Genomic DNA, 26,345 nt, shown 5'->3' on the forward strand with positions numbered 1-26,345 from the left:
AAAATTATCAATCTTCAGTCTTCCGGTAAGTCATTGTCGAATAGATCTCCCCGAAGTTTTAGTTTTCTATGAATTTGGTGAAATACCGATAGCTTTTGTTATTTAATCTTGTATTAGTATCCTGTTTGTCGTTTTAAGTATATACATATTTCCAAATGTCTTTTAGATTCCTTATATTTGTTTACCGGCTTGAAAGATTCGGTAAATGTGTCATTTAGTAATAAAAAAGGGGAAAAAGCGGAATAAAATAGGTGTAGGACTGTGATTTTTTTGCAAACAAATCTTTTTCTTTTCTTCTTTCTCTTTTTTATCAAATTGATTTTTGTAAATTTGGCGAGAATCTGACAAAGGACACATAGTTAATATAGTAATAATACTAAATACTCCTGTTAATATGGAAAACAAAATTCAAGAGTTGACCGATAAGATTTATCGTGAAGGCGTGGAAAAAGGAAACGAGGAAGCGCAGAGACTTATCGCGAATGCTCAGGAAGAAGCTAAGAAAATCATTGAGGATGCCCGAAAAGAGGCAGAATCAATTGTAAACTCCTCTCGTAAATCTGCTGATGAGTTAGCAGAAAATACTAAATCAGAGTTAAAACTATTCGCCGGTCAGGCTGTGAATGCGCTCAAATCAGAAATCGCTACAATGGTAACTGATAAGTTGATAACCGCTTCCGTGAAAGATTTCGCTCAGGATAAAGATTACCTGAATGCGTTTATCGTAGCATTGGCATCCAAATGGAGCATAGATGAACCTATCGTCATCTCAACAGCCGATGCGGAATCACTGAAAAAGTATTTTGCAGCTCATGCAAAAGCTTTATTAGACAAGGGGGTGACCATTCAGCAAGTAAATGGTATCAAAACTCTGTTCACTGTTTCTCCGGCGGACGGTTCGTATAAGGTGAACTTCGGAGAAGAAGAATTCATGAATTACTTCAAAGCGTTCTTGCGTCCTCAATTAGTAGAAATGCTATTTTAAAAGAAGCGACTATGAGTAGTAAGTACTATTACTTGGTAGCAGGTTTGCCGGAACTTTCGCTGGAAGACAGCAAACTGAGCTATACAGTAGCCGATTTTAAAACTGAAATCTACGATGGATTGTCTGCTTCAGACCAGAAGTTGATTGACTTGTTTTATCTGAAGTTTGATAATGCAAATGTGCTGAAACTTCTCAAAGATAAAGAAGCGGAAATCGACAAACGGGGAAACTACTCTGCTGACGAACTCTCTGAATATATTTCTATTCTGAGAGAAGGCGGAGAAATCAGTCCTAAAGAATTTCCGGTCTATCTATCCACTTTTATTACTGATTATCTGAATACTCCGGCTGAAAGTACGGTTTTACACGAGGATCATCTGGCTGCTCTATATTATGAGTATGCGATGAACTGTGGGAATAAGTTCGTTTCTGCCTGGTTTGAATTCAACCTGAACATCAATAATATTCTTGTTGCATTTACTAGCCGTAAATTCAAATGGGATATTGCTTCCAACGTTGTGGGAAATACGGAAGTATGCGAAGCATTGCGTACATCGAGTGCCCGCGATTTCGGATTGTCCGGTGAGGTGGATGTGTTTGAATCGTTAGTGAAAATCAGTGAGATTACAGAACTGGTGGAGCGTGAGAAGAAGTTGGATGCTTTGCGGTGGAATTGGATGGAGGATGCTATTTTCTTCGACTATTTCACTATCGAACGTATTTTCGCTTTCCTGCTGAAGCTGGAAATGATTGAACGGTGGATTTCACTGGATAAGGAAAGAGGTAATCAGTTGTTCAGAAGCATTATCGAATCGCTGAAGAACGAAGTGCAGATTCCTGCAGAATTCAGATAATAAAATAAAAAAAATATATGGCAACAAAAGGAACTGTTAGTGGCGTTATTGCCAACATGGTGACCCTCGTCGTTGACGGACCGGTAGCTCAGAATGAGATTTGTTATATCTCGACCGGTGGTGATAAGTTGATGGCGGAGGTGATTAAGGTTGTAGGTTCACATGTATATGTCCAGGTGTTTGAAAGCACACGTGGACTGAAAGTGGGCGCCGAAGCCGAATTTACAGGACACATGCTTGAGGTGACATTAGGCCCGGGTATGCTATCGAAAAACTATGATGGTCTGCAAAATGACCTCGACAAGATGGATGGAGTTTTCCTGAAAAGAGGACAATATACATATCCGTTGGATAAAGAACGTGTATGGCACTTCGTACCCTTAGCGAATGTAGGTGACAAAGTGCAGGCTTCTGCATGGTTGGGACAGGTGGATGAAAACTTCCAGCCGCTGAAAATTATGGCCCCGTTCACTATGAAAGGAACGGCTACCGTAAAAACAATCATGCCGGAAGGTGATTATAAGATAGAAGATACAATTGCCATCCTGACAGACGAAGAAGGAAATGATATTCCTGTGACTATGATTCAGAGATGGCCCGTGAAACGTGCGATGACGAATTATAAGGAGAAACCGCGTCCTTTCAAATTATTGGAGACTGGTGTACGTGTGATTGATACGCTGAATCCGATTGTGGAAGGTGGTACAGGATTTATCCCCGGTCCGTTCGGTACTGGTAAAACAGTGCTTCAGCACGCTATCTCTAAACAGGCGGAAGCGGATATCGTTATCATTGCGGCTTGTGGTGAACGTGCCAATGAGGTGGTGGAAATCTTTACCGAGTTCCCCGAACTGGTAGACCCGCATACGGGACGTAAGTTGATGGAACGTACTATCATCATTGCGAATACTTCCAACATGCCGGTAGCTGCCCGTGAAGCATCTGTATATACAGCAATGACACTGGCGGAATATTACCGTTCCATGGGATTGAAAGTCTTGTTGATGGCAGATTCTACTTCCCGTTGGGCACAGGCTTTGCGTGAGATGTCCAACCGTATGGAAGAATTGCCTGGGCCGGATGCTTTCCCGATGGATATTTCGGCTATTATCTCCAACTTCTACGGTCGTGCGGGATATGTAAAACTAAGTAATGACGAAACGGGTTCTATTACGTTTATCGGTACGGTATCTCCTGCGGGTGGTAACTTGAAGGAGCCGGTGACTGAAAATACGAAGAAAGTAGCCCGTTGTTTTTATGCTTTGGAACAGGATCGTGCGGATAAGAAACGTTATCCGGCAGTGAATCCGATTGATTCTTATTCAAAATATATCGAATACCCGGAATTTGAGGAGTATATCAAAGGTCATATCAACGATGAATGGATTGGAAAGGTAAACGAACTGAAAACCCGTTTACAGCGCGGTAAGGAAATTGCCGAACAGATCAATATCCTCGGTGATGATGGTGTACCGGTAGAATATCATGTGATTTTCTGGAAATCAGAATTGATTGACTTTGTTATTCTGCAACAGGATGCTTTTGATGAAATTGATGCGGTAACTCCGATGGAACGTCAGGAAGATATTCTGAACATGATAATCGACATCTGTCATACGGAATTTGACTTTGATAACTTCAACGAAGTAATGGATTACTTCAAGAAGATGATTAATGTCTGTAAGCAGATGAACTACTCGAAGTTCAAATCGGAACAGTATGAAGGATTCCAGAAACAACTGAAGGAATTGATTGCCGAAAGAAGTGTCAATTCATAATCTTTAATTTATAATTTTAATTATCAAAGATGGCAACAAAAGCTTTTCAAAAGATATATACCAAGATTACTCAGATTACCAAGGCTACTTGTTCGCTGAAAGCGACAGGAGTAGGGTATGACGAGCTTGCCACTGTGGACGGTAAACTGGCACAGGTGGTTAAGATTGCCGGTGACGATGTCACTTTGCAGGTATTTGAAGGTACGGAGGGTATTCCGACCAATGCCGAAGTAGTATTCCTCGGCAAATCGCCTACATTGAAAGTGAGTGAGCAGCTGGCCGGACGTTTCTTCAACGCTTTCGGTGATCCGATTGATGGAGGTCCGGACATTGAAGGACAGGAAGTGGAAATTGGCGGTCCGTCTGTGAACCCGGTTCGACGTAAACAGCCGTCGGAACTGATTGCAACGGGTATTGCCGGTATCGACTTGAACAATACACTGGTATCGGGTCAGAAGATTCCGTTCTTTGCCGACCCCGACCAGCCTTTTAATCAGGTAATGGCAAATGTAGCCTTACGTGCTGAAACGGATAAGATTATCCTCGGAGGTATGGGTATGACGAATGACGACTACCTGTACTTTAAGAATGTGTTCTCTAATGCAGGTGCGCTGGACCGTATCGTGAGTTTCATGAATACGACCGAAAATCCTCCGGTAGAACGTTTGTTGATTCCGGACATGGCATTGACTGCTGCAGAGTATTTTGCAGTAAATAATAATGAGAAAGTGCTGGTGCTATTGACGGATATGACGAGCTATGCGGATGCGTTGGCAATCGTATCTAACCGTATGGACCAGATTCCTTCGAAAGACTCTATGCCGGGATCGCTTTATTCGGATTTGGCAAAGATTTACGAAAAGGCGGTGCAGTTCCCTTCCGGTGGTTCAATCACTATTATTGCGGTGACTACTTTGTCTGGTGGAGATATTACGCATGCTGTACCTGATAATACGGGTTACATCACTGAAGGTCAGTTGTTCCTGCGTCGTGATAGTGATATCGGTAAGGTAATTGTTGACCCGTTCCGTTCATTGTCCCGTTTGAAACAGCTGGTAACCGGTAAGAAGACACGTAAGGACCATCCGCAAGTGATGAATGCCGCTGTACGTCTGTATGCCGATGCCGCTAACGCTAAGACGAAGATGGAAAATGGTTTCGACCTGACCAACTACGACGAACGTACGTTGGCTTTTGCGAAGGACTATTCCAATCAGTTGTTGGCTATTGATGTCAATCTTGATACTACTGAAATGCTGGACGTTGCCTGGGGCTTGTTCGGTAAATATTTCCGTCCGGAAGAAGTGAATATCAAGAAAGACTTGGTGGATCAATACTGGCCGAAACAAAATAATTAGACAATTAGACGATTTGCTATTAGGATGATAGTGGACGGATTATATATGTTTATAAGAAGTAATTTCAATCGTCTGGTCGTAAATTGTTAAATTAGTAAATCAACGAGATGGCTATAAAGTTTCAATATAACAAAACCTCTCTTCAGCAGCTCGAAAAGCAACTGAAAGTGCGGGTGCGTACGCTTCCTATCATTAAGAATAAGGAAAGCGCCCTCCGCATGGAAGTGAAACGCTGTAAAACGGAAGCTGCCGATCTGGAGGATAGGCTCGAACAACAAATTCAAGCCTATGAAGCCATGTTCGCCCTTTGGAATGAGTTTGACGCTTCATTAATAAAGGTGAATGATGTTCATCTTGGCGTGAAAAAGATTGCGGGTGTGCGCGTACCGTTGCTCGAGAATGTAGAATTCGAGATACGTCCGTACAGTATGTTTAATGCTCCCAAATGGTATGCCGACGGTATCCATCTATTGGAAGAGCTGGCTCATACGGCAATTGAACGTGAATTTATGCTCGCCAAGCTGAACTTGTTAGAACATGCAAGGAAAAAGACCACTCAAAAGGTGAACCTTTTTGAGAAGGTGCAGATACCGGGTTATCAGGATGCATTACGAAAGATCAAACGATTCATGGAAGATGAAGAAAACTTGTCGAAATCTTCGCAAAAGATCATGAAGTCCCATCAAGAAAAAAGGAAGGAGGTAGAGGCATGATTACAAAAATGAAGAAACTCACATTCCTGGTTTATCACAAAGAGTATGAAGAATTCCTGAACAGTCTGCGTGAACTTGGGGTAGTCCATATTGTGGAGAAACAACAGGGGGCTGCTGATAACACGGAGTTGCAGGAGAATATTCGTCTTTCCAATCGCTTGGCGGCTACCTTGAAGTTGCTTCAGAATCAGAAGCATGAAAAGAATGCTGTAATTGCTACGGAAGGTGGAACGGCTGCCCGTGGTATACAAGTGCTGGACGAAGTGGATGCCCTGCAAACAGAGCATGGAAAGCTGTCGCAGCAGTTGCAAAGCTATGCCAAAGAGAAAGAAGCGCTGGAAGCCTGGGGTAACTTTGAACCGGATAATGTTCAGAAGCTGAAAAATGCCGGTTATGTAATCGGTTTTTATAGCTGTTCGGAAGGAAATTACAAGGAAGAGTGGGAAACGGAATACAATGCAATGATTGTGAACCGTATCTCTTCTAAAGTATTCTTCGTGACTCTGACGAAAGGCGGGCAGGAAGTGGATTTGGATGTAGAACAGGCGAAATTACCTGCATACTCTTTGGCACACCTTGAAACGCTTTACAATACGACCGAACAGGCCGTTGAAGAGAATGAAAAGAAGCTGGTTACGTTTTCCGAAACAGAAATTCCTTCCTTGAAGGCTGCTCTGAAAGAGTTGCAAAGCCAGATTGAGTTCTCTAAGGTGGTGTTAAGTTCCGAACAGACTGCCGGTGACAAACTGATGTTAATTGAAGGATGGGCACCTGCATTCAGTCAAGTGGAAATAGAGGCTTACTTGAATGACGCACATGTATATTATGAGATTACCGATCCGATGCCGGGCGATAATGTTCCTATTCGATTGAATAATAAGGGATTCTTTGCCTGGTTCGAACCGATCTGTAAGTTGTATATGCTTCCGAAGTATAATGAATTGGACTTGACTCCGTTCTTTGCCCCGTTCTTTATGGTCTTTTTCGGACTTTGTCTGGGAGATTCCGGATATGGGGTGTTCCTGTTTCTGGGAGCTACGGCCTATCGGTTGATGGCGAAGAAAGTGACTCCGTCAATGAAGTCGATCATTTCATTGATACAGGTATTGGCTGCTTCAACATTCTTCTGCGGTTTGCTGACAGGTACGTTCTTCGGAGCGAATATCTACGATTTGAACTGGCCGATTGTTCAACGTCTGAAACATGCCGTCTTGATGGATAACAATGATATGTTCCAATTATCGTTGATATTGGGAGCTATTCAGATACTATTCGGTATGGTGTTGAAGGCGGTGAATCAGACTATTCAGTTTGGTTTCAAATATGCAGTGGCAACTATCGGATGGATCATCCTGCTGGTTTCCATGGCAGTTTCGGCTTTGTTGCCGGAGGTAATGCCGATGGGAAGTACAGTGCATTTGGTTATTCTGGGTGTTTCGGCTGCTATGATCTTCCTTTATAACAGTCCGGGAAAGAATGTTTTCCTGAATATCGGACTGGGATTATGGGATTCATATAATATGGTCACCGGTTTGCTTGGCGATGTATTGTCTTACGTTCGTCTGTTTGCCCTCGGACTTTCCGGAGGTATTTTGGCGGGAGTATTCAACAGCCTGGCAGTAGGTATGAGTCCGGATAATGTAATAGCAGGCCCGATTGTTATGGTACTGATTTTCGTTATCGGTCATGCCATCAATATCTTTATGAATGTGCTGGGTGCAATGGTTCACCCGATGCGTCTGACGTTCGTTGAGTTCTTCAAGAACTCCGGATATGAAGGAGGCGGTAAAGAGTACAAACCGTTCAGAAATTGAAAATTTGAAGATTAAGAATTAGAAATTGAGAATTAATATTTTAAGAATTAAACAATAAAAAATAGAATAAGATTATGGAAATGAATTTGTTTATCGCCTACATTGGCATCGCGATTATGGTTGGTTTGTCGGGCATCGGTAGTGCTTACGGAGTAACTATTGCAGGTAATGCTGCTATCGGAGCATTGAAGAAGAATGATAGTGCATTCGGTAACTTCCTGGTATTGACAGCTCTTCCGGGTACACAGGGTCTTTATGGTTTTGCAGGTTATTTCATGTTTCAGACAATCTTCGGTATTTTGACTCCTGAAATTACACCTATCCAGGCATCAGCAGTGCTTGGTGCAGGTATTGCTCTGGGATTGGTTGCTTTATTCTCCGCTATCCGTCAGGGACAAGTTTGTGCAAACGGTATCGCAGCAATCGGACAGGGACACAATGTATTTAGCAATACGTTGATTCTTGCCGTATTCCCCGAACTCTATGCAATCGTTGCTTTGGCTGCAACCTTCTTGATTGGTAGCGCACTCGTTGCATAATTTTTAGCAAGAATATTTCCTATAAAGGACTTTCAATCCCCTTGTACATGCTGCTTTGCATGTGCAAGGGGATATTCTTTTTTCATTGTTAGACAACGTTTCTTTCCTCTTCTTAACTCATATTTTTTGTATAAAGTATTATTTTTCAAAGAATAATGTGTACTTTTGCACTCGCATACTAAAAAGAGTTTTAATATATTATATGGTAAAAGATTTATTAACCCCCGATTATATCTTCGAGTCCAGCTGGGAAGTATGTAATAAAGTGGGAGGGATATATACCGTCTTGTCGACACGGGCAAATACATTACAGGAAAAATTCCGCGACAGAATTTTCTTCATAGGTCCTGATGTGTGGCAAGGAAAGGAGAACCCTCTATTCATCGAGTCGGATAACCTATGTGCTGCCTGGAAAGAGCATGCGCTTGAGAAAGACGAACTTTCTGTCCGTGTGGGACGATGGAATATCCCCGGTGAACCCATAGTCATTCTTGTTGATTTCCAACCTTTTTTTGAAAAGAAAGACGATATATACACAGAAATGTGGAATCGTTATCAAGTAGATTCGTTGCACGCCTATGGCGATTACGACGAGGCTTCTATGTTTTCCTATGCCGCAGGAAGAGTGGTGGAGAGTTTCTATCGCTACAACCTGACGGAAACGGATAAGGTGGTATATCAGGCACATGAATGGATGACTGGAATGGGAGCACTTTATGTACAGGAAGCTGTGCCGGAGGTTGCTACTATTTTTACGACCCATGCTACGTCTATCGGTCGTTCCATTGCCGGCAATAATAAGCCGTTGTATGACTATCTGTTTGCTTATAATGGCGACCAGATGGCACAGGAACTGAACATGCAATCGAAACACTCGATTGAGAAACAGACTGCACATTATGTAGACTGTTTTACTACGGTGAGTGAAATAACCAATAATGAATGCAAGGAATTACTGGATAAACCGGCAGATGTTGTTCTGATGAACGGTTTTGAAGATGATTTTGTGCCGAAAGGAAGCACGTTTACCGGCAAGCGTAAGCGCGCACGTACCTTGATGCTTAGTGTTGCCAATAAATTATTGGGAACAAATCTGGGTGATGATACGTTAATTGTCGGAACCAGTGGGCGATATGAGTTTAAGAATAAAGGTATTGATGTTTTTTTGGAATCATTAAACCGCTTGAACAGGGATAAGAAACTACATAAGAATGTGTTGGCATTCATCAATGTACCCGGTTGGGTGGGAGAGCCTCGCGAGGATTTGCAGGCACGTTTGAAGAGCAAAGATAAGTTCGACACTCCCCTCGAAGTACCGTTTATCACTCATTGGCTGCATAATATGACTCATGACCAGGTGTTGGACATGTTGAAATATCTGGGAATGGGCAATCGTCCGGAAGATAAGGTAAAGGTGATTTTTGTTCCTTGTTATCTGGATGGTCGTGATGGTATCATGAATAAAGAATATTATGATATATTGCTGGGGCAGGATTTGAGTGTCTATGCTTCTTATTACGAACCGTGGGGATATACTCCGCTGGAAAGTGTAGCTTTCCATGTGCCGACAATCACTACGGATCTGGCAGGATTCGGACTTTGGGTAAACAGCCTGAAGAACCAGCATGGCATTAATGATGGAGTGGAAGTGCTGCATCGTTCGGACTATAATTATTCGGAAGTGGCGGATGGTATCAAAGATACGATTACGTTGTTTGCGGATAAGACTGATAAAGAGGTGAAGGAAATCCGTAAGCGTGCTGCTGAAGTTGCAGAGCAGGCTTTATGGAAGCACTTTATACAATATTATTATGAAGCTTATGATATCGCTTTGCGTAAGGCAAGGATACGTCAGTTGAGTTAAGAAAGAAATTATTTATCAATAAGTAAACGAAAACATTATGAAAATCAAAGTTAGTAATGTGAATACTCCCAACTGGAAAGAGGTTACTGTGAAATCACGTATACCGGAAGAGTTGGAGAAGTTGTCTGAAATCGCACGCAACATTTGGTGGGCATGGAATTTTGAAGCGACTGAACTGTTTAGAGATCTAGATCCGGAACTTTGGAAAGAATGTGGACAGAATCCAGTACTGTTGTTGGAACGTATGAGCTATGAGAAGCTGGAAGCGCTGGCAAAAGACAAGGTGATTCTAAGAAGAATGAATGAAGTTTATACGAAATTCAGAGATTACATGGATGTGAAGCCGGATGAGCAACGCCCATCTATAGCTTATTTCAGCATGGAATATGGCTTGAGCAGCGTCCTGAAAATATATTCCGGTGGTCTGGGCGTATTGGCTGGTGACTATCTGAAAGAGGCTTCCGACAGCAATGTTGATTTGTGTGCGGTAGGTTTCTTGTATCGTTACGGCTACTTTACTCAAACGTTGTCTATGGATGGACAGCAGATTGCCAACTACGAGGCACAGAACTTCGGTCAACTTCCTATTGAACGCGTAATGGATGCCAATGGTCAGCCGTTGATAGTTGACGTTCCTTATCTTGATTATTTTGTTCATGCAAACGTATGGCGTGTGAATGTTGGACGTATTTCTTTGTATCTGCTTGATACGGATAATGAAATGAACAGCGAATTCGACCGTCCTATCACTCACCAGCTTTATGGTGGTGACTGGGAAAACCGTTTGAAACAGGAAATCTTGTTGGGTATCGGTGGTATCCTGACTCTGAAAGCTCTGGGTATCAAGAAAGATGTTTATCACTGTAATGAAGGACATGCTGCATTGATTAATGTTCAGCGTATCTGCGACTATGTAGCTACTGGATTGACTTTCGACCAGGCTATTGAGTTGGTTCGCGCTTCTTCTCTTTATACTGTTCATACTCCGGTGCCTGCAGGTCACGACTATTTTGACGAAGGTTTGTTCGGCAAATATATGGGTGGTTATCCTTCCAGAATGGGTATCTCATGGGATGACTTGATGGATCTAGGACGTAACAATCCGGGCGACAAGGGCGAACGTTTCTGTATGTCTGTTTTTGCTTGTAACACTTCACAGGAAGTGAACGGTGTAAGCTGGCTGCACGGAAAAGTTTCTCAAGAAATGTTCTCTTCTATCTGGAAAGGTTATTTCCCGGAAGAAAGCCACGTAGGATATGTAACGAATGGTGTTCACTTCCCAACTTGGAGTGCAACAGAATGGAAAGAATTATACTTTAAATATTTCAACGAAAACTTCTGGTTCGATCAGTCTAATCCTAAGATTTGGGAAGCTATCTACAATGTGCCCGATGAAGAGATTTGGAAGACTCGTATGACTATGAAGAATAAGTTGGTTGACTATATCCGTAAGTCATTCCGCGATACATGGTTGAAGAACCAGGGAGATCCTTCTCGTATCGTTTCACTGATGGATAAGATCAATCCGAACGCATTGCTGATTGGTTTCGGCCGTCGTTTTGCTACTTACAAACGTGCACACTTGCTGTTCACCGACTTGGATCGTCTTTCTAAGATCGTGAACAATCCTGATTATCCGGTACAATTCCTGTTTACAGGTAAAGCTCACCCGCACGATGGAGCAGGCCAGGGCTTGATTAAGCGTATCATTGAAATCTCTCGTCGTCCGGAATTCCTGGGTAAGATTATCTTCCTCGAGAATTACGATATGCAACTGGCTCGTCGTCTGGTTTCCGGCGTTGATATCTGGTTGAATACTCCGACTCGTCCGTTGGAAGCATCCGGTACATCTGGTGAAAAAGCTTTGATGAACGGTGTTGTCAATTTCTCCGTATTAGACGGATGGTGGCTGGAAGGTTACCGTGAAGGTGCAGGTTGGGCGTTGACTGAAAAACGTACTTACCAGAATCAGGAACATCAGGATCAGCTGGATGCTGCTACTATTTACAGTATTCTTGAAACTGAAATCCTTCCGTTGTATTATGCACGTAATAAGAAGGGATATTCTGAAGGCTGGATCAAAGTGGTGAAGAATTCTATCGCACAGATTGCTCCTCATTATACCATGAAGCGTCAGTTGGATGATTACTATAGCAAGTTCTATTGCAAACTGGCAAAACGTTTCCAGACTTTGGCTGCTAACGATAATGCAAAAGCAAAAGAAATCGCAGCTTGGAAAGAAGATGTGGTTGCTAAATGGGATTCTATTGAAATCGTATCTTGTGACAAGGTAGAAGAGCTGAAGAATGGTGATATCGAAAGCGGAAAAGAATATACTATTACTTACGTTATCGATGAAAAAGGCTTGAATGATGCAGTGGGACTTGAATTGGTTACTACTTACACAACTGCAGACGGAAAACAACATGTTTATTCTGTAGAACCGTTCAGTGTAGTCAAGAAAGAAGGCGACTTGTATACATTCCAGGTTAAACACAGCTTGTCAAATGCAGGTAGTTTCAAGGTGTCTTACCGTATGTTCCCGAAGAATCCGGAACTTCCACACCGTCAGGACTTCTGCTACGTACGTTGGTTTATCTAATTGCTTGAGTAAAAGTAGGGGAGTATATTTCCCTCACTTTCATACATACATTCAGCCCCTGTATTCTTTGAGAATGACAGGGGCTGAATTTTTTATCTGTTTGGAGAGTGAGGCGTAAAGTCTCGCAAATAAAAAAGACTGTCTCATTTTCTATTTGAGACAGTCTTGTATAAATTTCAAGGCCTTTGGAAAAGCCTTTCTTTGGATTTGTTATTTTACAGCTTCTGCAATTTTAGCTTGAAGTTCTTCTCCGTGCAGACCGCGAGCAATAATCTTACCGCTACCGTCGATCAATACAGTGTGAGGAATGCTGTTTACAGCATAAAGCTGTGCACCTTCACTTTGCCAGAATTTCAGGTCGGACATTTGCGGCCAAGTCATGTCTAGCTTCTTGATTGCTTCTTTCCATGCAGCACCATCCTGATCGAGAGATACACCTACGATTTCGAAGTTTTTGCCTTTGTACTTAGCGTATGTTTCTACCAGGTTAGGCATTTCGCGACGGCAAGGACCGCACCAGCTAGCCCAGAAGTCAACCAATACTACTTTTCCTTTGCCTACATAATCAGACAATTTCACTGTCTTTCCTTCCGGAGTCTGCATTTCGAAATCAACAAATTGAGTACCTACAGCAGTCTTTTTCTGCTTGTCAGTCATCTCTTTGATTCTTACGATTGTTTCGTCATTCTGGAAATTAGCAGGAATTTGTTGCAACAAAGCCTCATTTTCGTCCGTAGAGTTATTGTAGAAAGTTTGTTTAAACAAGAATACTCCAACCGGGTTGGTGATATTCTTTTGTACGCCTTCTTTGATTGCTTTGTCATATTGTTCTTCCAGCTGAGCACCTTCTTTTTGTTTGGCCTCTTTCTGCTCATCACTTAAAGATGTATTACCCATTGCCTCATAAATGGCATTCATTTTTTTGCTGATGTCATTGATTTGAGCTCTGATTTCCTGGTATGCATCGTTGTTGGGAGTACCGGTAACAGCGTCATTATCCTTGGTCAGGGCAACGTTGATTTTTCCGTTTTCCAGGAAGAAGTCGATCATCAACGGTTCTCCGTTCACTTCACAAGTGACATAACGGCTAACCACAGAATCTTGTGTGCCTTCAAAGGTAAAAGTACCTTTGGTGATAACGGCTGTATCTAGTTTGGTCAGATTTCTACCATTGGCTTCCTGAAGATAAACGGTGTCACCATCGCTTGCACCTTCTACTGTACCTGTAATAGTGTATCCGGCTTTGTTTCCGCCAGTACAAGCTACCATGCTTAACGCTGCCGTTGCAATAACTAAATAAGTAAACTTTTTCATGCTTTTGTAAAATTGGTGAATAAATATTTATGCAAAGATAGATTTTTTTTCTGTCGGGCATCGAAAAACACTGTTATATTAGATTAACACGTAGGTGGAAACCGCAGAAATGTGTACCTTTGCAGCCCAAACTTTAGTATGAATATGCAAGAAGATAAATCCATCATTGAGGTGAGCCATGTATCGAAGTACTTTGGCGATAAAACAGCATTGGATGATGTGACTCTGAACGTGAAAAAGGGCGAGTTTGTGACTATCCTTGGTCCTTCCGGTTGCGGTAAAACCACGTTGTTGCGTCTCATTGCTGGTTTTCAGACAGCTTCGGAAGGCGAAATCCGAATTTCGGGGATGGAAATAACACAAACTCCTCCCCATAAGCGTCCGGTGAATACGGTATTCCAGAAATATGCCTTGTTCCCGCACTTGAATGTGTATGATAATATCGCTTTCGGCCTGAAACTGAAAAAAACACCGAAACAGACCATTGAGAAGAAGGTGAAAGCTGCTTTGAAAATGGTAGGCATGACGGATTATGAATACCGCGATGTGGATTCTCTTTCCGGTGGTCAGCAACAACGTGTAGCTATTGCCCGCGCCATCGTGAATGAGCCGGAAGTGTTGTTGTTGGATGAACCGCTGGCAGCGCTCGATCTGAAAATGCGTAAGGATATGCAAATGGAGCTCAAAGAAATGCATAAATCTTTGGGAATCACGTTTGTGTACGTCACTCACGATCAGGAGGAGGCACTTACGTTAAGTGACACGATTGTCGTGATGAGTGAAGGAAAGATTCAGCAGATCGGTACGCCGATTGATATTTATAATGAACCTATCAATGCTTTTGTTGCGGACTTTATCGGAGAAAGCAATATCCTCAACGGTACCATGATTCATGATAAACTCGTACGTTTTTGCGGTACGGAGTTTGAATGTGTGGATGAAGGATTTGGCGAGAATGTTCCGGTGGACGTAGTCATTCGTCCGGAGGATCTTTATATTTTCCCCGTTTCGGAAATGGCACAGTTAGTAGGAGTGGTAGAGACTTCTATTTTTAAAGGAGTGCATTATGAAATGACGGTGTTGTGCGGCGGATATGAATTCTTGGTGCAGGATTACCATCATTTTGAAGTAGGGGCTGAAGTCGGTCTGTTGGTGAAGCCTTTCGATATTCATATTATGAAGAAAGAGCGTGTTTGCAATACATTCGAAGGAAAATTGCTGGATGCTACTCATGTGGAATTCCTGGGCTGTAACTTTGAATGTGTTCCGGTGGAAGGAATCGCTTTCGATACGAATGTCAAAGTGGAAGTAGACTTTGAAAAAGTGATTCTTCAGGATAATGAAGAAGACGGAATGCTGACGGGCGAGGTGAAATTCATCCTTTACAAGGGTGACCATTATCATCTGACTGTATTGTCAGATTGGGACGAGAATGTATTTGTAGATACGAACGATGTATGGGATGACGGTGACCGTGTAGGTATTACCATCCCTCCAGATGCTATTCGTATAGTTAAAATAACCGATTAACAGGAAAGGAAGTGAATAAGAGGTTTATAGTCTTTTTGTCATCACGTAAGAGTTGGACTCTCCCTTACATTATTTTTTCGGCGATCTTTGTGATTATACCGTTGTTCTTAATTGTCGTATATGCCTTTACCGATGATAGCGGCCATTTGACACTCGCCAATTTTCAGAAGTTCTTCGAACATCCCGAAGCAATCAATACCTTTGTCTATTCGATTGGTATTGCCATTATTACCACCCTTGTTTGTATTTTATTGGGTTATCCTGCTGCCTGGATATTGAGTAACAGCAAGCTGAACCGTTCCAAGACGATGGTCGTACTGTTTATTTTGCCGATGTGGGTAAATATTCTGGTGCGTACCCTTGCCACTGTTGCCTTATTCGACTTTTTCAGTGTGCCGTTGGGCGAGGGAGCGTTGATATTCGGTATGGTATACAACTTTATCCCTTTCATGATTTATCCTATCTACAATACTTTGCAGAAGATGGATCATAGCTATATCGAGGCGGCGCAAGACTTGGGAGCCAATCCTGTGCAAGTCTTTCTGAAAGCAGTCCTTCCGCTTTCCATGCCGGGGGTGATGAGTGGTATCATGATGGTGTTCATGCCGACTATATCGACATTTGCCATTGCCGAGTTGCTGACGATGAATAACATCAAACTCTTTGGTACGACGATTCAGGAAAATATCAATAACAGTATGTGGAACTATGGAGCGGCACTTTCGCTCATTATGTTGCTATTGATAGCTGCTACTTCCCTGTTCAGCACCGATGATAAGGAAAACTCAAATGAAGGAGGCGGGCTATGGTAAAGAAGATATTTGCACAGACTTATTTGTGGATATTGCTGCTCTTGCTTTATTCTCCGATCGTGATTATTGTGATCTACTCATTTACAGAGGCGAAAGTGTTGGGTAACTGGACGGGATTTTCTACCAAACTTTATTCTTCGTTATTCACTACCGGTGCTCATCATTCTTTGATGAATGCATTGATTAATACGATCACTATCGCTCTACTGGCTGCAACAGCATCTACGTTATTAGGAAGCATCGCTGCTATCGGTATATTCAATCTGAAAGCCCGTTCACGCAAAGCGATCGGATTTGTGAACAGCATTCCTATTCTGAATGGTGATATTATCACCGGTATATCCTTGTTCCTTTTGTTTGTATCTCTGGGGATCACACAAGGCTACACAACCGTAGTGCTTGCTCATATTACTTTTTGTACCCCGTACGTTGTTTTAAGTGTATTGCCCCGTTTGAAGCAGATGAATCCGAATATTTATGAAGCTGCCCTCGATTTAGGAGCTACTCCTATGCAGGCCTTGTGGAAAGTCATAATTCCGGAGATTCGTCCGGGAATGATTAGCGGCTTTATGCTTGCACTGACACTATCCATTGATGATTTTGCCGTAACTGTATTCACTATCGGTAATCAAGGTTTGGAAACGCTTTCTACTTATATCTACGCCGATGCCCGCAAGGGAGGTTTGACCCCGGAACTTCGCCCGCTTTCGGCTATCATTTTTGTCGTGGTACTGGCGTTATTGGTTGTAATCAATTACCGGGCAGGAAAAACGAAGAAAAAAGATTAATAGACTATCAAATGTGCTACTACGTAAATAATATGAAAAGAATAATTCCTGCTATCCTGCTCTTATTGGCTTTGACCGGGTGTTATAATTCCGGTGAACCTCGTGAGCGGGTTCTTAAAATCTACAACTGGGCGGATTACATCGGCGAAGGTGTGCTTGAGGATTTCCAGGCATATTATAAAGAACAGACCGGTGAGAATATCCGTATCGTTTACCAGACATTCGATATCAACGAAATCATGTTGACGAAAATTGAAAAGGGGCATGAAGATTTTGATGTTGTTTGTCCTTCGGAATACATCATCGAGCGTATGCTGAAGAAGCATTTGTTGCTACCTATCGACACGAATTTCGCACATTCTCCCAATTACATGAATAATGTGGCTCCATTTATTCGTAAGCAGATTAATAAATTGAGTCAGCCGGGTGAAAAAGCCAGCCGCTATGCTGTATGTTATATGTGGGGGACGGCAGGTATTCTGTATAACCGGGCTTATGTGCCCGATTCGGTAGCCCTGTCCTGGGATTGCCTTTGGAATAAAAAGTATGCCGGAAAGATCCTGATGAAGGATAGTTATCGTGATGCTTATGGAACAGCCGTGATTTATGCGCATGCAAAGGAACTGAAGGAGGGAACGGTAACAGTGGAAGAGTTGATGAACGACTATTCTCCACGTGCGATGGAGTTGGCTGAAAAATACTTAAAAGCCTTGAAACCGAACATTGCTGGCTGGGAAGCGGACTTTGGCAAGGAAATGATGACGAAAAATAAAGCTTGGCTGAATATGACTTGGAGCGGTGATGCAATCTGGGCGATTGAAGAGGCCAATGCGGTAGGAGTGGATTTGGATTATGAAGTTCCCGAAGAAGGAAGTAATATTTGGTATGATGGTTGGGTGATCCCGAAATATGCCAGGAATCCGGAAGCGGCCAGTTATTTTATCAACTTTATGTGTCGTCCGGATATAGCCTTGCGGAATATGGATTTCTGCGGATATGTAAGTTCCATAGCTACTCCCGAAATACTGGAAGAGAAGATAGACACCACTCTTCATTATTATTCCGATTTAAGTTACTTTTTCGGACCGGGTGCAGACAGCGTGCAGATTGATAAAATACAATATCCGGATCGTAAGGTGGTGGAACGATGTGCCATGATTCGTGATTTTGGCGATAAGACAAAAGAAGTTCTTGATATTTGGTCGCGTATTAAAGGAGATAATTTGGGAGTGGGTATCACTATTCTTATTTTCGTCGTTGTTGCATTGATGAGTGGTTGGATGATTTATAAGAAGTGGCAGCGTTATAATCGTCAGAAACAACAAAGACGTAGAAGCAGAAGGAAAAAGGTCAGGAGGAATTAGTGTTTCTCCGGATTGCAAACAAAAAATAAATTAGGTGGAAAATAAAAGCGGTATCTACGGTAAGAAATAAGAAGCACGGTGAACAGAATGCTGATGGCAGGATGTTCGCCGTGCTTGGTATTTATCGTCTTTTCATTTCTCGGAGAATGTCCTTGGTGTCCTTATCTACCCGGAATGACTCAATTGTTTTTTGCAGTGCCTTGTTGTAAGTCCAGTTATCCAGTGTGCTATGTTTCAGATATTCCATTGTCTTTTGGGGAAATTTGATAAAACACAATGATATCATCCATGCCATAGCCATGCGTGCATAATATGCATCATGATTGAATGAGTCGGCATATTTCAGTAACGAATCGATATGCGCGTCATCTACATAATGGAAAAGCATCACAATTCCGAAACGTATTTCAAATTCTTTAGAGGATTTCAGATAGGGTTGGATAAATTGCCATACGTTTTCTTTTCCTTTTTTCACAGAAGTTTTCAGTTCACTGCAGAATATGTCGCATACAGCCCAATTATCTATACGGGGAATGAACATCGTTACGTATTTCATTTGTTCTTCAAGTTCCATTTTTGCCAGTCCGATAATCATTCCCTGAAGCATTGTTTCTTCATAATAAATCGTATCGGTTGATTCGACAAATGTACGCCAGTCTTCTTTCTTAATAATTTCTTTGGCCATTGTCCGCAGTTGGGGGATGCGTACGCCGAGAATGTTGTTTGCTCCCGGGAGGAGGGAAGAATGAAATTCCTGATATTTGGAATCTGCTAATGTTTGTAATTCTTTCCGGATATTTTCAGTTGTAGTCATTTTCATATCGTTGGTTATTTCACAAAGGTATAAAAAAAGAGTATGCGCGCTGTGTGCAGGCATACTCTTTTTGGAGGTAATTCCCATCATAATGAAAATACGTTGGGAAAGTTTATCCGATCAGTTACTTTTTGACCATGTCGAAACTGAATGTGGTAACCGAAAAGTTTTCAAGCGGCTCTCCTTCTACTTCCACTTGGGTGGCTTTGATTACAAAGGTGAGTTTTTTATCTTTATATGTATATTGACCCTTTTCTTCCGCTTCTATAGTTACTTTTACAGTAATTTGAGGAGCTTCCTCTCCCTCTGTTTGTACTTGGGTAGGGATCGTGTATTTTATTTCCAAAGGTTCAGGTTTTAATTGAAGTAGAATGGAGCCTTTGCTATCATCATTAAAGGCTGCAGTATAAGGAATGTTGTAATTGATATCACCCAAAGTCTCAATGATAATTTCGCCTATTTCTTCACCGACAATACTTTTAATCAGATCGTCAACCGGAAGTTTTTTTATCATAATCTGATTGTCTTTTACTTCAGCGGTAACTGTGGCTCCTTGCGGCTGTTCTTCTTTGAAGGAATAGTTTTGTGGATTGACGGATGGAGCAGTTTCTGTCAGCATATTACCGGAATAATTACCTTCCACATCTTTAAGTGAATATACGGGAATATCAGAATCGTTATCACTACTACATGCTGTAAAAGTGGCTATCAGGCCTAATGACATTACTAAGAAAGCAAAACGATTAAAACAACAAGCTTTTTTTATTTCAGTTATAATTTTCATACTGTTTTAAATTAGATTATTAATTTCAAAATTAAGGTGTACGTACATAAAGTAAATGCCGGTACTTGTGAAATACTGCATAAGGAAATAAAAATAGAATATTTTTTTATATGAGTATTGCCATGAAGATCCCTGTTCATGGGATCTTCAATTATAAAATATTCTTTTTATTTTATAGCTTTTTCGTAATGGACTTGCTTGGAGTTATCCCGAAATACTCTTTGTATTTATGGCGGAAATTCTTAAGATTTTTCAATCCAATCATTTCAGGAATAACCTGGACAGAGTATTTTCCACTCTCCAATAACTCACGTGCTTTTTCCATACGAATACGATAAATAAAATACTTCGGTGCTTCTCCCGTCAGTGCTTTCCATTTATTAAAGAAAGCAGTTCTGCTCATATACAGTTCAGAGGCAATTTCATCTATCGTCAGATTTTCCTTATCTATATTTTTTAGAATAAATTCTTTTACTTGATTGATGAATGTGTAATTACTATCATCTAAAACTTTCTCTTCTTCCTTTTCCAAGAACTGCTTTCCGAAAACTGTCTGCAAGAATGATCTTCTTAGAGAACGGTTGTTTTTGATAAGTACATTCATTTCTATCTTTAAATCTTCGATGTGGAAAGGCACATATAAAAAGATGTCGGCCAGAGAACTTTCTCTTTTGTTGCGTTGTCCTATATCTATACGTGAACCGTAAAGGATGATAGGAATAACGGATGTTTCTCCTGATGTCTTTAGTCTTGATGACAGTTCATAGCCATACATTCCATGCAGCATAAGGTCGCAAATCACTAAATCAGGATATTTCTCTTTTATACATTCTAAAGCTTCAGAGCCATTCCCGAAACTTTTCACATCAAAATCCTTTGATAAACATTCTTCCAAATAAGACTTGAATTCTTCATTACTGTCAGCGAGAACAACAGTAGGCTTGATTGAACTTTTTTTATGAGCAATCTTACCCAATGAAGTATCAGTCTTTCTTTCTTCCGACTTTTTTGCGGAGTGTATGATATTATATCCGGATACCTTTCTTTCTGAATTTGTTGTAGGAAATCTTAGTGAGACAGTGTGGGTTGAATGATTGATAAGAATATTCCCATCACATAGTTTCATTAATTTTTTGCAGAGTACACTTTTGGCAAATGCATATTTGAACTCTGATTTATGTTTAGGTTTAATCAAGTGATACTTTTGGCGCCTATAACATGTTAGCAATTTGCCCTTGTTGGCATCGAACGTTTTAAGTTCCCAGTGTTCGGAATTAGAAGAAATTGAAAAGATAATCCTTTTATCTTCAGGTTTCGAATGTTCTATTGCGTTTTTTATGAATTTATCAATGATGGGAGAGATTTTACTTTGATCGAACCAAACGCTGGCATAATTAAACTCTGTTTTTATTTCTAACTTAATCCGCTTGTCCGTAGCGAAATTTTTCAATGAATGGACTCTGTTATTAATGAAGTTTCCCAGTTCATATTCGGCAATATCCATCTGTTTGGAGTAGATAAGCAGATGTCGCAGATTCATTAATTTGGTTAGGTGTTCATCAAGACAGTCTATATTACGAATGACTAGTGATAACATTTTCTTTATGTCTTCGGGGCAACTATCATCACAAGCAGCTCTTAGAGGGGTATGAACGAGTGTGATAGGGTTGCGAATGCTTTGAAAAGAATCCATGAAATATTGGTGCTCTTCTTTTAAGATTTTGATTTCCTTATGGAGGGTAAGAAAATGAGATAAGAGCCAATATAATGAAATTCCTCCGGCTGTAAGTAGTAAGAAGAAGTGAGACTGGTGAAAGATATTTGCATCTATAATAGAGACAAATAGTGACGTTATCATTAAGTATTTCATATTTATTTTTTGTTGAAGTCACTTGGACTGTATACCTCTATTCCTTTTTAGTTGAGGGGGGATGAGAAAATGCACAACGAGTGTGATTTAGGGCATTACTAAACTCAAACAGTCTAATCTCAAAATTATTTGTTCTTTGAAGGTCAATATTAAGAAAGCGAGTTCCGTATGCAGATTTAAATCCTTACGTCTTGAATCATTCTTTAAGGAATATCTATTTCCTCCAAGTGACAATAATTAATAGATCATTTTTTCTGAATATATAATACTAAATAGAGATTCTTTGACGGTGGTGGGCGTATCTTGTATTTGATACTGTAATCTTTTGGGGCTATCAGTATCACAATATGCTTTTTCATATGTAATTCCTAAGGTAAAGTAAACATATTTTCTTTATTGAAATATAGTTTGTTTTTGCGGAGTAAAAGTAATGATTTGGTATAATAAATAAATGATGAGTTATTGGCAAATGGTGTATTGTTATTGTTTGGTGTTGTTTTGTAGGTGATAAGTGTTGTGTTTTTGTATTATTTTAATTGATGATATTTGGTGGAAATAGTGAAACCGGAACTTTAACCAAATAGATGGTTAAAATTCCGGTTATATTATTTTACTGATAATAGGCGCATAAGCTCCTGTTAGTAAGGAAAGGATTTGTTTTTCCTCCCCTGTTTAATTGATAATTCTACATCTCGTAATAGTTTTTATCCCCTTTCATATCCTTGTATTTACCATTATGCAAATAGTTGATGTCCGGTTCATATTTATGGCCTCCTTCCACTCTATAAAAGGCTGCTGCCCCTGCATTTATGTTAGCATGATATGGTGTTGCTTCCAGTGCGTCCGACCAGAAAGGGATATTACGCATTATGTAAAGTTTGCCAAGACCTTTGTCATATAACTTTTCTCGTAACGTTTCCGGATACGATTCGTCATTTTCATAATCGAACGTATATTCGTCGGTGCTGAAACCGCCATATTGAGATTTGTCCAGTCCTGCTATTGGTTTTTCAATCGAGCTATCCTCCCATGGATTCATAATTTTGGTATTTACCCATGTCCAGGCATAATCAATATATTCACCTGCTCTGATACCCGCAGCCTCGGAGGCTAGTGAACCGGCCGGATCACCCGTTATGGTAACTGTAATCAGTTTGGTCTTGCCTAAAGATTCCCGTAGTGCTTTGATGAGCTTCGGATACGAGGTCGCATTGGCAGCCGGATGTCCGTTTATACCATATTCGGCACCTTCGTCCATGAGATTAATGCCATCTACACGGTAGTTGGCGAGCTTCTTGACTTCCGCTACAAAGGCTGTAATCTGCTCATCTGTCAGGTTGCAGAATCCCAAGCCGGTCCCTTCTGCTTTAAGGGTGACGCAACGCTTTATACCATAGCTGGAGAGTGACGACATATTGCTTAACTGCTTTTTGAAATTGGCTGATTGGTTCAGAGTCACTTTTCCATTCGCATATCCCAGTGTTGCGGCATTCACATTAATGATGTCATATAAATAGGCATACCACGACGTTTCCCATAACTCATAATGTCCGGGACCGAATGTTTCATTATCATATAATACCATGATAAATTCTTTGGCAATGGAGGCGTTGACTTTTTCGCCATCAATAAACCCTACCATCTTGTACTTTTTCATATCAGCCTTCATCGGGCTCAACCACGGATAAGTAGAGCGTTTATAATAAATCTTGTAATAGATTTCATTACTATCCCGTGACGGACGAATTCCGCTTTCTTCCGGTAGTTCTACGGTAATAGGGAGCAAAGAATAATCATGCAATGTGCCTAGCGGATTCAGGCGTACCATGATAGTATCCGACATTGTATCTCCTGCCTTAATAGTCATTGCACCATCGTTACTGATGCCCTCAATGCTGATAGTAGACATTTTCCGGTATTCCGTACCGTGTTCTTCATTGTATTTGTCTACTAAGTCGAGGTCGATTTTCATTGTGATTCGGGTGTCCTGTGCCACCGGCTTCACCGTTTGGTAGAAGAATGCAAAATCGGGAGTCTTGGTATTGGTCATGGTGATTTCCAGGTCACTGGTTGTCATATCACATTTTAGCATGCCAAAGTTATTGTCTAAAGCCGTCTCGTTAGGTAATTTACCTACGGGAGTGGCAATGGAATTATCTTCGCAGCCTCCTAGCATGCCGGTTACTAATGTAATGGCAGCCATGCAGAGAACATTTTTGAAGTTTATATTTCTTTTCATGTCCATGGTTATCTTTAAAGTGAATGATTACTTGTTGATTTGTGGAATTTCGATTCCCGTCGGCCACACAAGAGGTTCGGCAGATACTGCATCGAATCCGTGTTTCGAATGGTCCTTGACAATGTTTCCCTCACCTTCATTAAATTTCCAGTAAGCAAGCAGGCTTTCTTCGTTTTCAGGATCTTCCACTTTATACATATTCGTCCAGATTTCCTCTTTCGTACGGCAAGTGTTCCAGATACGTATCTCTGCGATGTTACCGTTGAGTTGCCGTAGCTCATCTTCATAAGAGCGTCCTATCTGGAATTCGCAATCCGGCGTTCCACAGATATCCACAGTAGCTCCTTTTCCATAAGAGATATCCTGACTTTGCAGTTGTCCGTTCACATAATAGGCAATAAAATGTTCCTTGGCGTTGTACACCAGCGCTATATGATACCATGTCATTGCATTCAGTGACTTAGCCCTGTCGGCGGCGGGGAATTTGACTCCGTCCGGTCCCTGCATCTGCAACTGTTGGCGTGGGAAACTTGTATCACCTATACGCATTAAGAAATGCTGTTCTACTCCCATGATCGTACTGATATCCGATGCACCGGCCGTATTGCTTGGTCCGCTGTATGTAAAGTCCTCTACATATACCAGTGCTTCCATGGTAATCTGACCTAATTCTTTCAGACAGGCATTTTTCTCTTCGTCGAGGAAAGTAGGCACTTCCAGATAATTGTCTTTCAGGTTGGCGGCTACCGTGATAGCGCTTGAACGGCGCACCAGATAGAACAATGTTTTCGAACCGTTCAATAGATGAACGCCACCCGACGTTTCAGAGATGGTGAGCGGAACCAGATAAGTTTTATCAATCTCCAGATCTAACAGGTTATTAAAATAGATCGTATCAATCAATGATTCACTCTTTTCGGCTTTGATAATCAGTTCGCTGTTCGACAGGCTATAATATTTACTATCCAGCATTCCATAATCAGTCCCGTGCCGGGCATTGAATTCGTTTATCAGTCCGGGATCCGCTTTCAGCTTCACTACGATGTCTTTTCCTGCCGGGTAAGTCAACTTGGCGCTGAAGGCACGTTTCTGTTCATTCAGCGTATTTCGGAAAGTCACTCTTTCTGAATTGCTGTTACTGGCTTCCTTGATATAGACCATGTTGTCGAATGGTGCTTTATTGCTGTAATCCGTATTGTCACAGGCAATCATCAGTCCGCAGATGATTGCAGCCAGAGAGATGATTATTTTATATCGTTTCATAGTTCCTCCTTTCATTAATTAATCGGTGATGGGTTCAGTTTTTGGATAGCATCACGTATACGGCGGTAGTTAGTCACCCCATCGGTGGCGAGATAATCTTCATTGGCATTGTAGATAGAAACTCCTGCCAGCGGACCATTGTTACCCAGTCCTGTGATGAAATGATTGATGATGTAGGCCATCCCTTCCGAGGTTTGTATAACATCCAAATCTTCCCGGCTGATGATACCGGTTTTACCGTCATCGGTCGGAGGAGTGGCTGTCGTTATCACTTTCTCTTTGGGCATTTTCCCATAGAAACCTACAGGTTGGCTCATATTCAGTTTTATTTCGAGTGAGCTTTCAAGCAACACAATTTGCCCATCCACGAAATAGTCTACCAAATCGATGAACGGCTCTTCGTATCTTCCGCTATAATCCACTGTAAATGTGACGATGCCATCAAAGAAAACCAACTTTCCATTATTAGCTTTCGGACCGCCGATAGCGGCAAGTTTTTCCCGGATAGCCGTCGTTACCTCATTGAAGAAATCGACATGCATCATACTTCCGGCACGACCAAACTGCACATAATAACCGTCAAATTCATCACTCTCCCCGTTTTTCAATGCCGCATTCATTTTCGTTTTGAATTCTTCCAGGTTTTCTGTCTCTTCGCATTGGTCGTAGAATTCGGATAAATTCTTGTAATAGAGAAATTTGGTGCCGGTCCGTTTGAGTTTGGATATGTCTTCCTTATCATAAACGGACAGATTATCAGCGTTGGTCAGCACCACAAAATCTACGCTATCGGGCAAGGAACGCAAGAAATCCTGTTCGCCCAATGTCGTACCCGGATTGTTGGCAAAACGTATTAACATTAACGTATGCTTCCGGTTTTTGTATTCTTTCAGACTTTGCTCGTATTTTTCATGCAAGCTGGGGTCTTGTTCGTCGGGAAATATAGGGTTGTAATCAACCGGTGTCGGTTCTGTCCAGTCGCTACAGGCAACGAACATCAGTGAGCAGGCTATGGTCAATATGACACTTATGAATGAATTCTGTTTCATTGTATCTTGGG

At 41.4% G+C, this 26,345-nt stretch carries 20 protein-coding genes; 13 read left to right on the top strand and 7 right to left on the bottom strand.

Annotated elements, in window-relative coordinates; translation table 11 throughout:
* The first annotated feature begins 394 nt into the window (after positions 1–394).
* The 9 genes from BSCG_RS09515 to BSCG_RS09475 all read left to right on the top strand — a co-directional run bounded on the left by BSCG_RS09515 (position 395) and on the right by BSCG_RS09475 (position 12,507).
* On the top strand, positions 395–985 hold the full coding sequence (locus tag BSCG_RS09515; RefSeq protein WP_004297635.1) for a V-type ATP synthase subunit E family protein: 591 nt from the start codon (positions 395–397) through the stop codon (positions 983–985).
* 11 nt (positions 986–996) lie between these two features.
* Complete coding sequence (locus BSCG_RS09510; RefSeq protein ID WP_004297637.1) at positions 997–1,839, top strand: DUF2764 domain-containing protein; 843 nt, start codon at positions 997–999, stop codon at positions 1,837–1,839.
* A gap of 17 nt (positions 1,840–1,856) precedes the next feature.
* A complete protein-coding gene (locus BSCG_RS09505) occupies positions 1,857–3,617 on the top strand; it encodes a V-type ATP synthase subunit A (protein ID WP_004303858.1) in 1,761 nt (586 codons plus the stop codon).
* 29 nt (positions 3,618–3,646) lie between these two features.
* Complete coding sequence (locus BSCG_RS09500) at positions 3,647–4,975, top strand: V-type ATP synthase subunit B (protein ID WP_004297639.1); 1,329 nt, start codon at positions 3,647–3,649, stop codon at positions 4,973–4,975.
* Positions 4,976–5,082: 107 nt separating this feature from the next.
* The gene (locus BSCG_RS09495; protein ID WP_004297640.1) at positions 5,083–5,688 is read left to right on the top strand and encodes a V-type ATP synthase subunit D; all 606 of its coding nucleotides are present in this window, start codon (positions 5,083–5,085) and stop codon (positions 5,686–5,688) included.
* Positions 5,685–7,502, top strand: coding sequence for a V-type ATP synthase subunit I (locus BSCG_RS09490; RefSeq protein WP_004308093.1), 1,818 nt, complete (start codon positions 5,685–5,687; stop codon positions 7,500–7,502). Before BSCG_RS09495 ends, BSCG_RS09490 begins: the two co-directional genes overlap by 4 nt.
* Positions 7,503–7,576: 74 nt before the next feature.
* Positions 7,577–8,041 (top strand): V-type ATP synthase subunit K, encoded by a 465-nt coding sequence (locus BSCG_RS09485; RefSeq protein WP_004297644.1) that lies wholly within the window; start codon positions 7,577–7,579, stop codon positions 8,039–8,041.
* A 202-nt stretch (positions 8,042–8,243) separates the two neighbouring features.
* Positions 8,244–9,905 carry a glycogen/starch synthase gene (locus BSCG_RS09480; RefSeq protein WP_004297648.1) on the top strand — a complete coding sequence of 554 codons (1,662 nt, stop codon included), beginning with the start codon at positions 8,244–8,246 and terminating at the stop codon, positions 9,903–9,905.
* A gap of 37 nt (positions 9,906–9,942) precedes the next feature.
* The gene (locus BSCG_RS09475; RefSeq protein ID WP_004297649.1) at positions 9,943–12,507 is read left to right on the top strand and encodes a glycosyltransferase family 1 protein; all 2,565 of its coding nucleotides are present in this window, start codon (positions 9,943–9,945) and stop codon (positions 12,505–12,507) included.
* A 210-nt stretch (positions 12,508–12,717) separates the two neighbouring features.
* Here the strand turns inward: BSCG_RS09475 and BSCG_RS09470 are convergent, their stop codons facing one another.
* Complete coding sequence (locus BSCG_RS09470) at positions 12,718–13,821, bottom strand: TlpA disulfide reductase family protein (protein ID WP_004308092.1); 1,104 nt, start codon at positions 13,819–13,821, stop codon at positions 12,718–12,720.
* 138 nt (positions 13,822–13,959) lie between these two features.
* On the opposite strand from BSCG_RS09470, the gene potA reads away from it, so the two are divergent.
* From potA to BSCG_RS09450, 4 genes are read left to right on the top strand one after another with little or no spacing between them, the layout of a single operon-like run.
* Complete coding sequence (gene potA / locus BSCG_RS09465) at positions 13,960–15,351, top strand: polyamine ABC transporter ATP-binding protein (RefSeq protein WP_008776542.1); 1,392 nt, start codon at positions 13,960–13,962, stop codon at positions 15,349–15,351.
* An 11-nt stretch (positions 15,352–15,362) separates the two neighbouring features.
* On the top strand, positions 15,363–16,163 hold the full coding sequence (locus BSCG_RS09460) for an ABC transporter permease (protein WP_004308090.1): 801 nt from the start codon (positions 15,363–15,365) through the stop codon (positions 16,161–16,163).
* Positions 16,157–16,951 (top strand): ABC transporter permease, encoded by a 795-nt coding sequence (locus tag BSCG_RS09455; RefSeq protein WP_004297655.1) that lies wholly within the window; start codon positions 16,157–16,159, stop codon positions 16,949–16,951. Before BSCG_RS09460 ends, BSCG_RS09455 begins: the two co-directional genes overlap by 7 nt.
* A gap of 32 nt (positions 16,952–16,983) precedes the next feature.
* A complete protein-coding gene (locus BSCG_RS09450; RefSeq protein WP_008776543.1) occupies positions 16,984–18,315 on the top strand; it encodes an ABC transporter substrate-binding protein in 1,332 nt (443 codons plus the stop codon).
* A 121-nt stretch (positions 18,316–18,436) separates the two neighbouring features.
* Here BSCG_RS09450 and BSCG_RS09445 read toward each other — a convergent pair whose 3' ends face one another.
* From BSCG_RS09445 to BSCG_RS09420, 6 genes are all read right to left on the bottom strand, one after another.
* Positions 18,437–19,129: a DNA alkylation repair protein gene (locus tag BSCG_RS09445; protein ID WP_022199559.1), complete on the bottom strand. Its 693-nt coding sequence runs from the start codon at positions 19,127–19,129 to the stop codon at positions 18,437–18,439.
* A gap of 124 nt (positions 19,130–19,253) precedes the next feature.
* Entirely contained in the window at positions 19,254–19,913 is a 660-nt protein-coding gene (locus BSCG_RS09440; protein WP_004300189.1) for a DUF4840 domain-containing protein, read from the bottom strand.
* A 172-nt stretch (positions 19,914–20,085) separates the two neighbouring features.
* Positions 20,086–21,783 carry a response regulator transcription factor gene (locus BSCG_RS09435; protein ID WP_004300188.1) on the bottom strand — a complete coding sequence of 566 codons (1,698 nt, stop codon included), beginning with the start codon at positions 21,781–21,783 and terminating at the stop codon, positions 20,086–20,088.
* A gap of 685 nt (positions 21,784–22,468) precedes the next feature.
* The gene (locus BSCG_RS09430; protein ID WP_004317799.1) at positions 22,469–24,022 is read right to left on the bottom strand and encodes a BT_3987 domain-containing protein; all 1,554 of its coding nucleotides are present in this window, start codon (positions 24,020–24,022) and stop codon (positions 22,469–22,471) included.
* Positions 24,023–24,049: 27 nt separating this feature from the next.
* The gene (locus BSCG_RS09425) at positions 24,050–25,285 is read right to left on the bottom strand and encodes a DUF1735 and LamG domain-containing protein (RefSeq protein WP_004317800.1); all 1,236 of its coding nucleotides are present in this window, start codon (positions 25,283–25,285) and stop codon (positions 24,050–24,052) included.
* 14 nt (positions 25,286–25,299) lie between these two features.
* Positions 25,300–26,334, bottom strand: a complete 1,035-nt coding sequence (locus BSCG_RS09420; RefSeq protein ID WP_004308086.1) for a glycoside hydrolase family 18 — start codon at positions 26,332–26,334, stop codon at positions 25,300–25,302.
* Positions 26,335–26,345 lie beyond the last annotated feature (11 nt).

This window comes from Bacteroides sp. 2_2_4 (assembly GCF_000157055.1).
GTDB classification, from domain to species: domain Bacteria; phylum Bacteroidota; class Bacteroidia; order Bacteroidales; family Bacteroidaceae; genus Bacteroides; species Bacteroides ovatus.

Bases quoted from the DNA above. Each gene is read 5' to 3' on its own strand.
- BSCG_RS09435 (WP_004300188.1), bottom strand. From the start codon at position 21,783: ATGAAATACTTAATGATAACGTCACTATTTGTCTCTATTATAGATGCA.
- BSCG_RS09495 (WP_004297640.1), top strand. From the start codon at position 5,083: ATGGCTATAAAGTTTCAATATAACAAAACCTCTCTTCAGCAGCTCGAA.
- BSCG_RS09510 (WP_004297637.1), top strand. From the start codon at position 997: ATGAGTAGTAAGTACTATTACTTGGTAGCAGGTTTGCCGGAACTTTCG.
- BSCG_RS09485 (WP_004297644.1), top strand. From the start codon at position 7,577: ATGGAAATGAATTTGTTTATCGCCTACATTGGCATCGCGATTATGGTT.
- BSCG_RS09425 (WP_004317800.1), bottom strand. From the start codon at position 25,285: ATGAAACGATATAAAATAATCATCTCTCTGGCTGCAATCATCTGCGGA.
- BSCG_RS09450 (WP_008776543.1), top strand. From the start codon at position 16,984: ATGAAAAGAATAATTCCTGCTATCCTGCTCTTATTGGCTTTGACCGGG.
- BSCG_RS09440 (WP_004300189.1), bottom strand. From the start codon at position 19,913: ATGAAAATTATAACTGAAATAAAAAAAGCTTGTTGTTTTAATCGTTTT.
- BSCG_RS09475 (WP_004297649.1), top strand. From the start codon at position 9,943: ATGAAAATCAAAGTTAGTAATGTGAATACTCCCAACTGGAAAGAGGTT.
- BSCG_RS09480 (WP_004297648.1), top strand. From the start codon at position 8,244: ATGGTAAAAGATTTATTAACCCCCGATTATATCTTCGAGTCCAGCTGG.
- BSCG_RS09500 (WP_004297639.1), top strand. From the start codon at position 3,647: ATGGCAACAAAAGCTTTTCAAAAGATATATACCAAGATTACTCAGATT.
- BSCG_RS09515 (WP_004297635.1), top strand. From the start codon at position 395: ATGGAAAACAAAATTCAAGAGTTGACCGATAAGATTTATCGTGAAGGC.
- potA (WP_008776542.1), top strand. From the start codon at position 13,960: ATGAATATGCAAGAAGATAAATCCATCATTGAGGTGAGCCATGTATCG.
- BSCG_RS09455 (WP_004297655.1), top strand. From the start codon at position 16,157: ATGGTAAAGAAGATATTTGCACAGACTTATTTGTGGATATTGCTGCTC.
- BSCG_RS09490 (WP_004308093.1), top strand. From the start codon at position 5,685: ATGATTACAAAAATGAAGAAACTCACATTCCTGGTTTATCACAAAGAG.
- BSCG_RS09430 (WP_004317799.1), bottom strand. From the start codon at position 24,022: ATGAAAAGAAATATAAACTTCAAAAATGTTCTCTGCATGGCTGCCATT.
- BSCG_RS09470 (WP_004308092.1), bottom strand. From the start codon at position 13,821: ATGAAAAAGTTTACTTATTTAGTTATTGCAACGGCAGCGTTAAGCATG.
- BSCG_RS09420 (WP_004308086.1), bottom strand. From the start codon at position 26,334: ATGAAACAGAATTCATTCATAAGTGTCATATTGACCATAGCCTGCTCA.
- BSCG_RS09445 (WP_022199559.1), bottom strand. From the start codon at position 19,129: ATGACTACAACTGAAAATATCCGGAAAGAATTACAAACATTAGCAGAT.
- BSCG_RS09505 (WP_004303858.1), top strand. From the start codon at position 1,857: ATGGCAACAAAAGGAACTGTTAGTGGCGTTATTGCCAACATGGTGACC.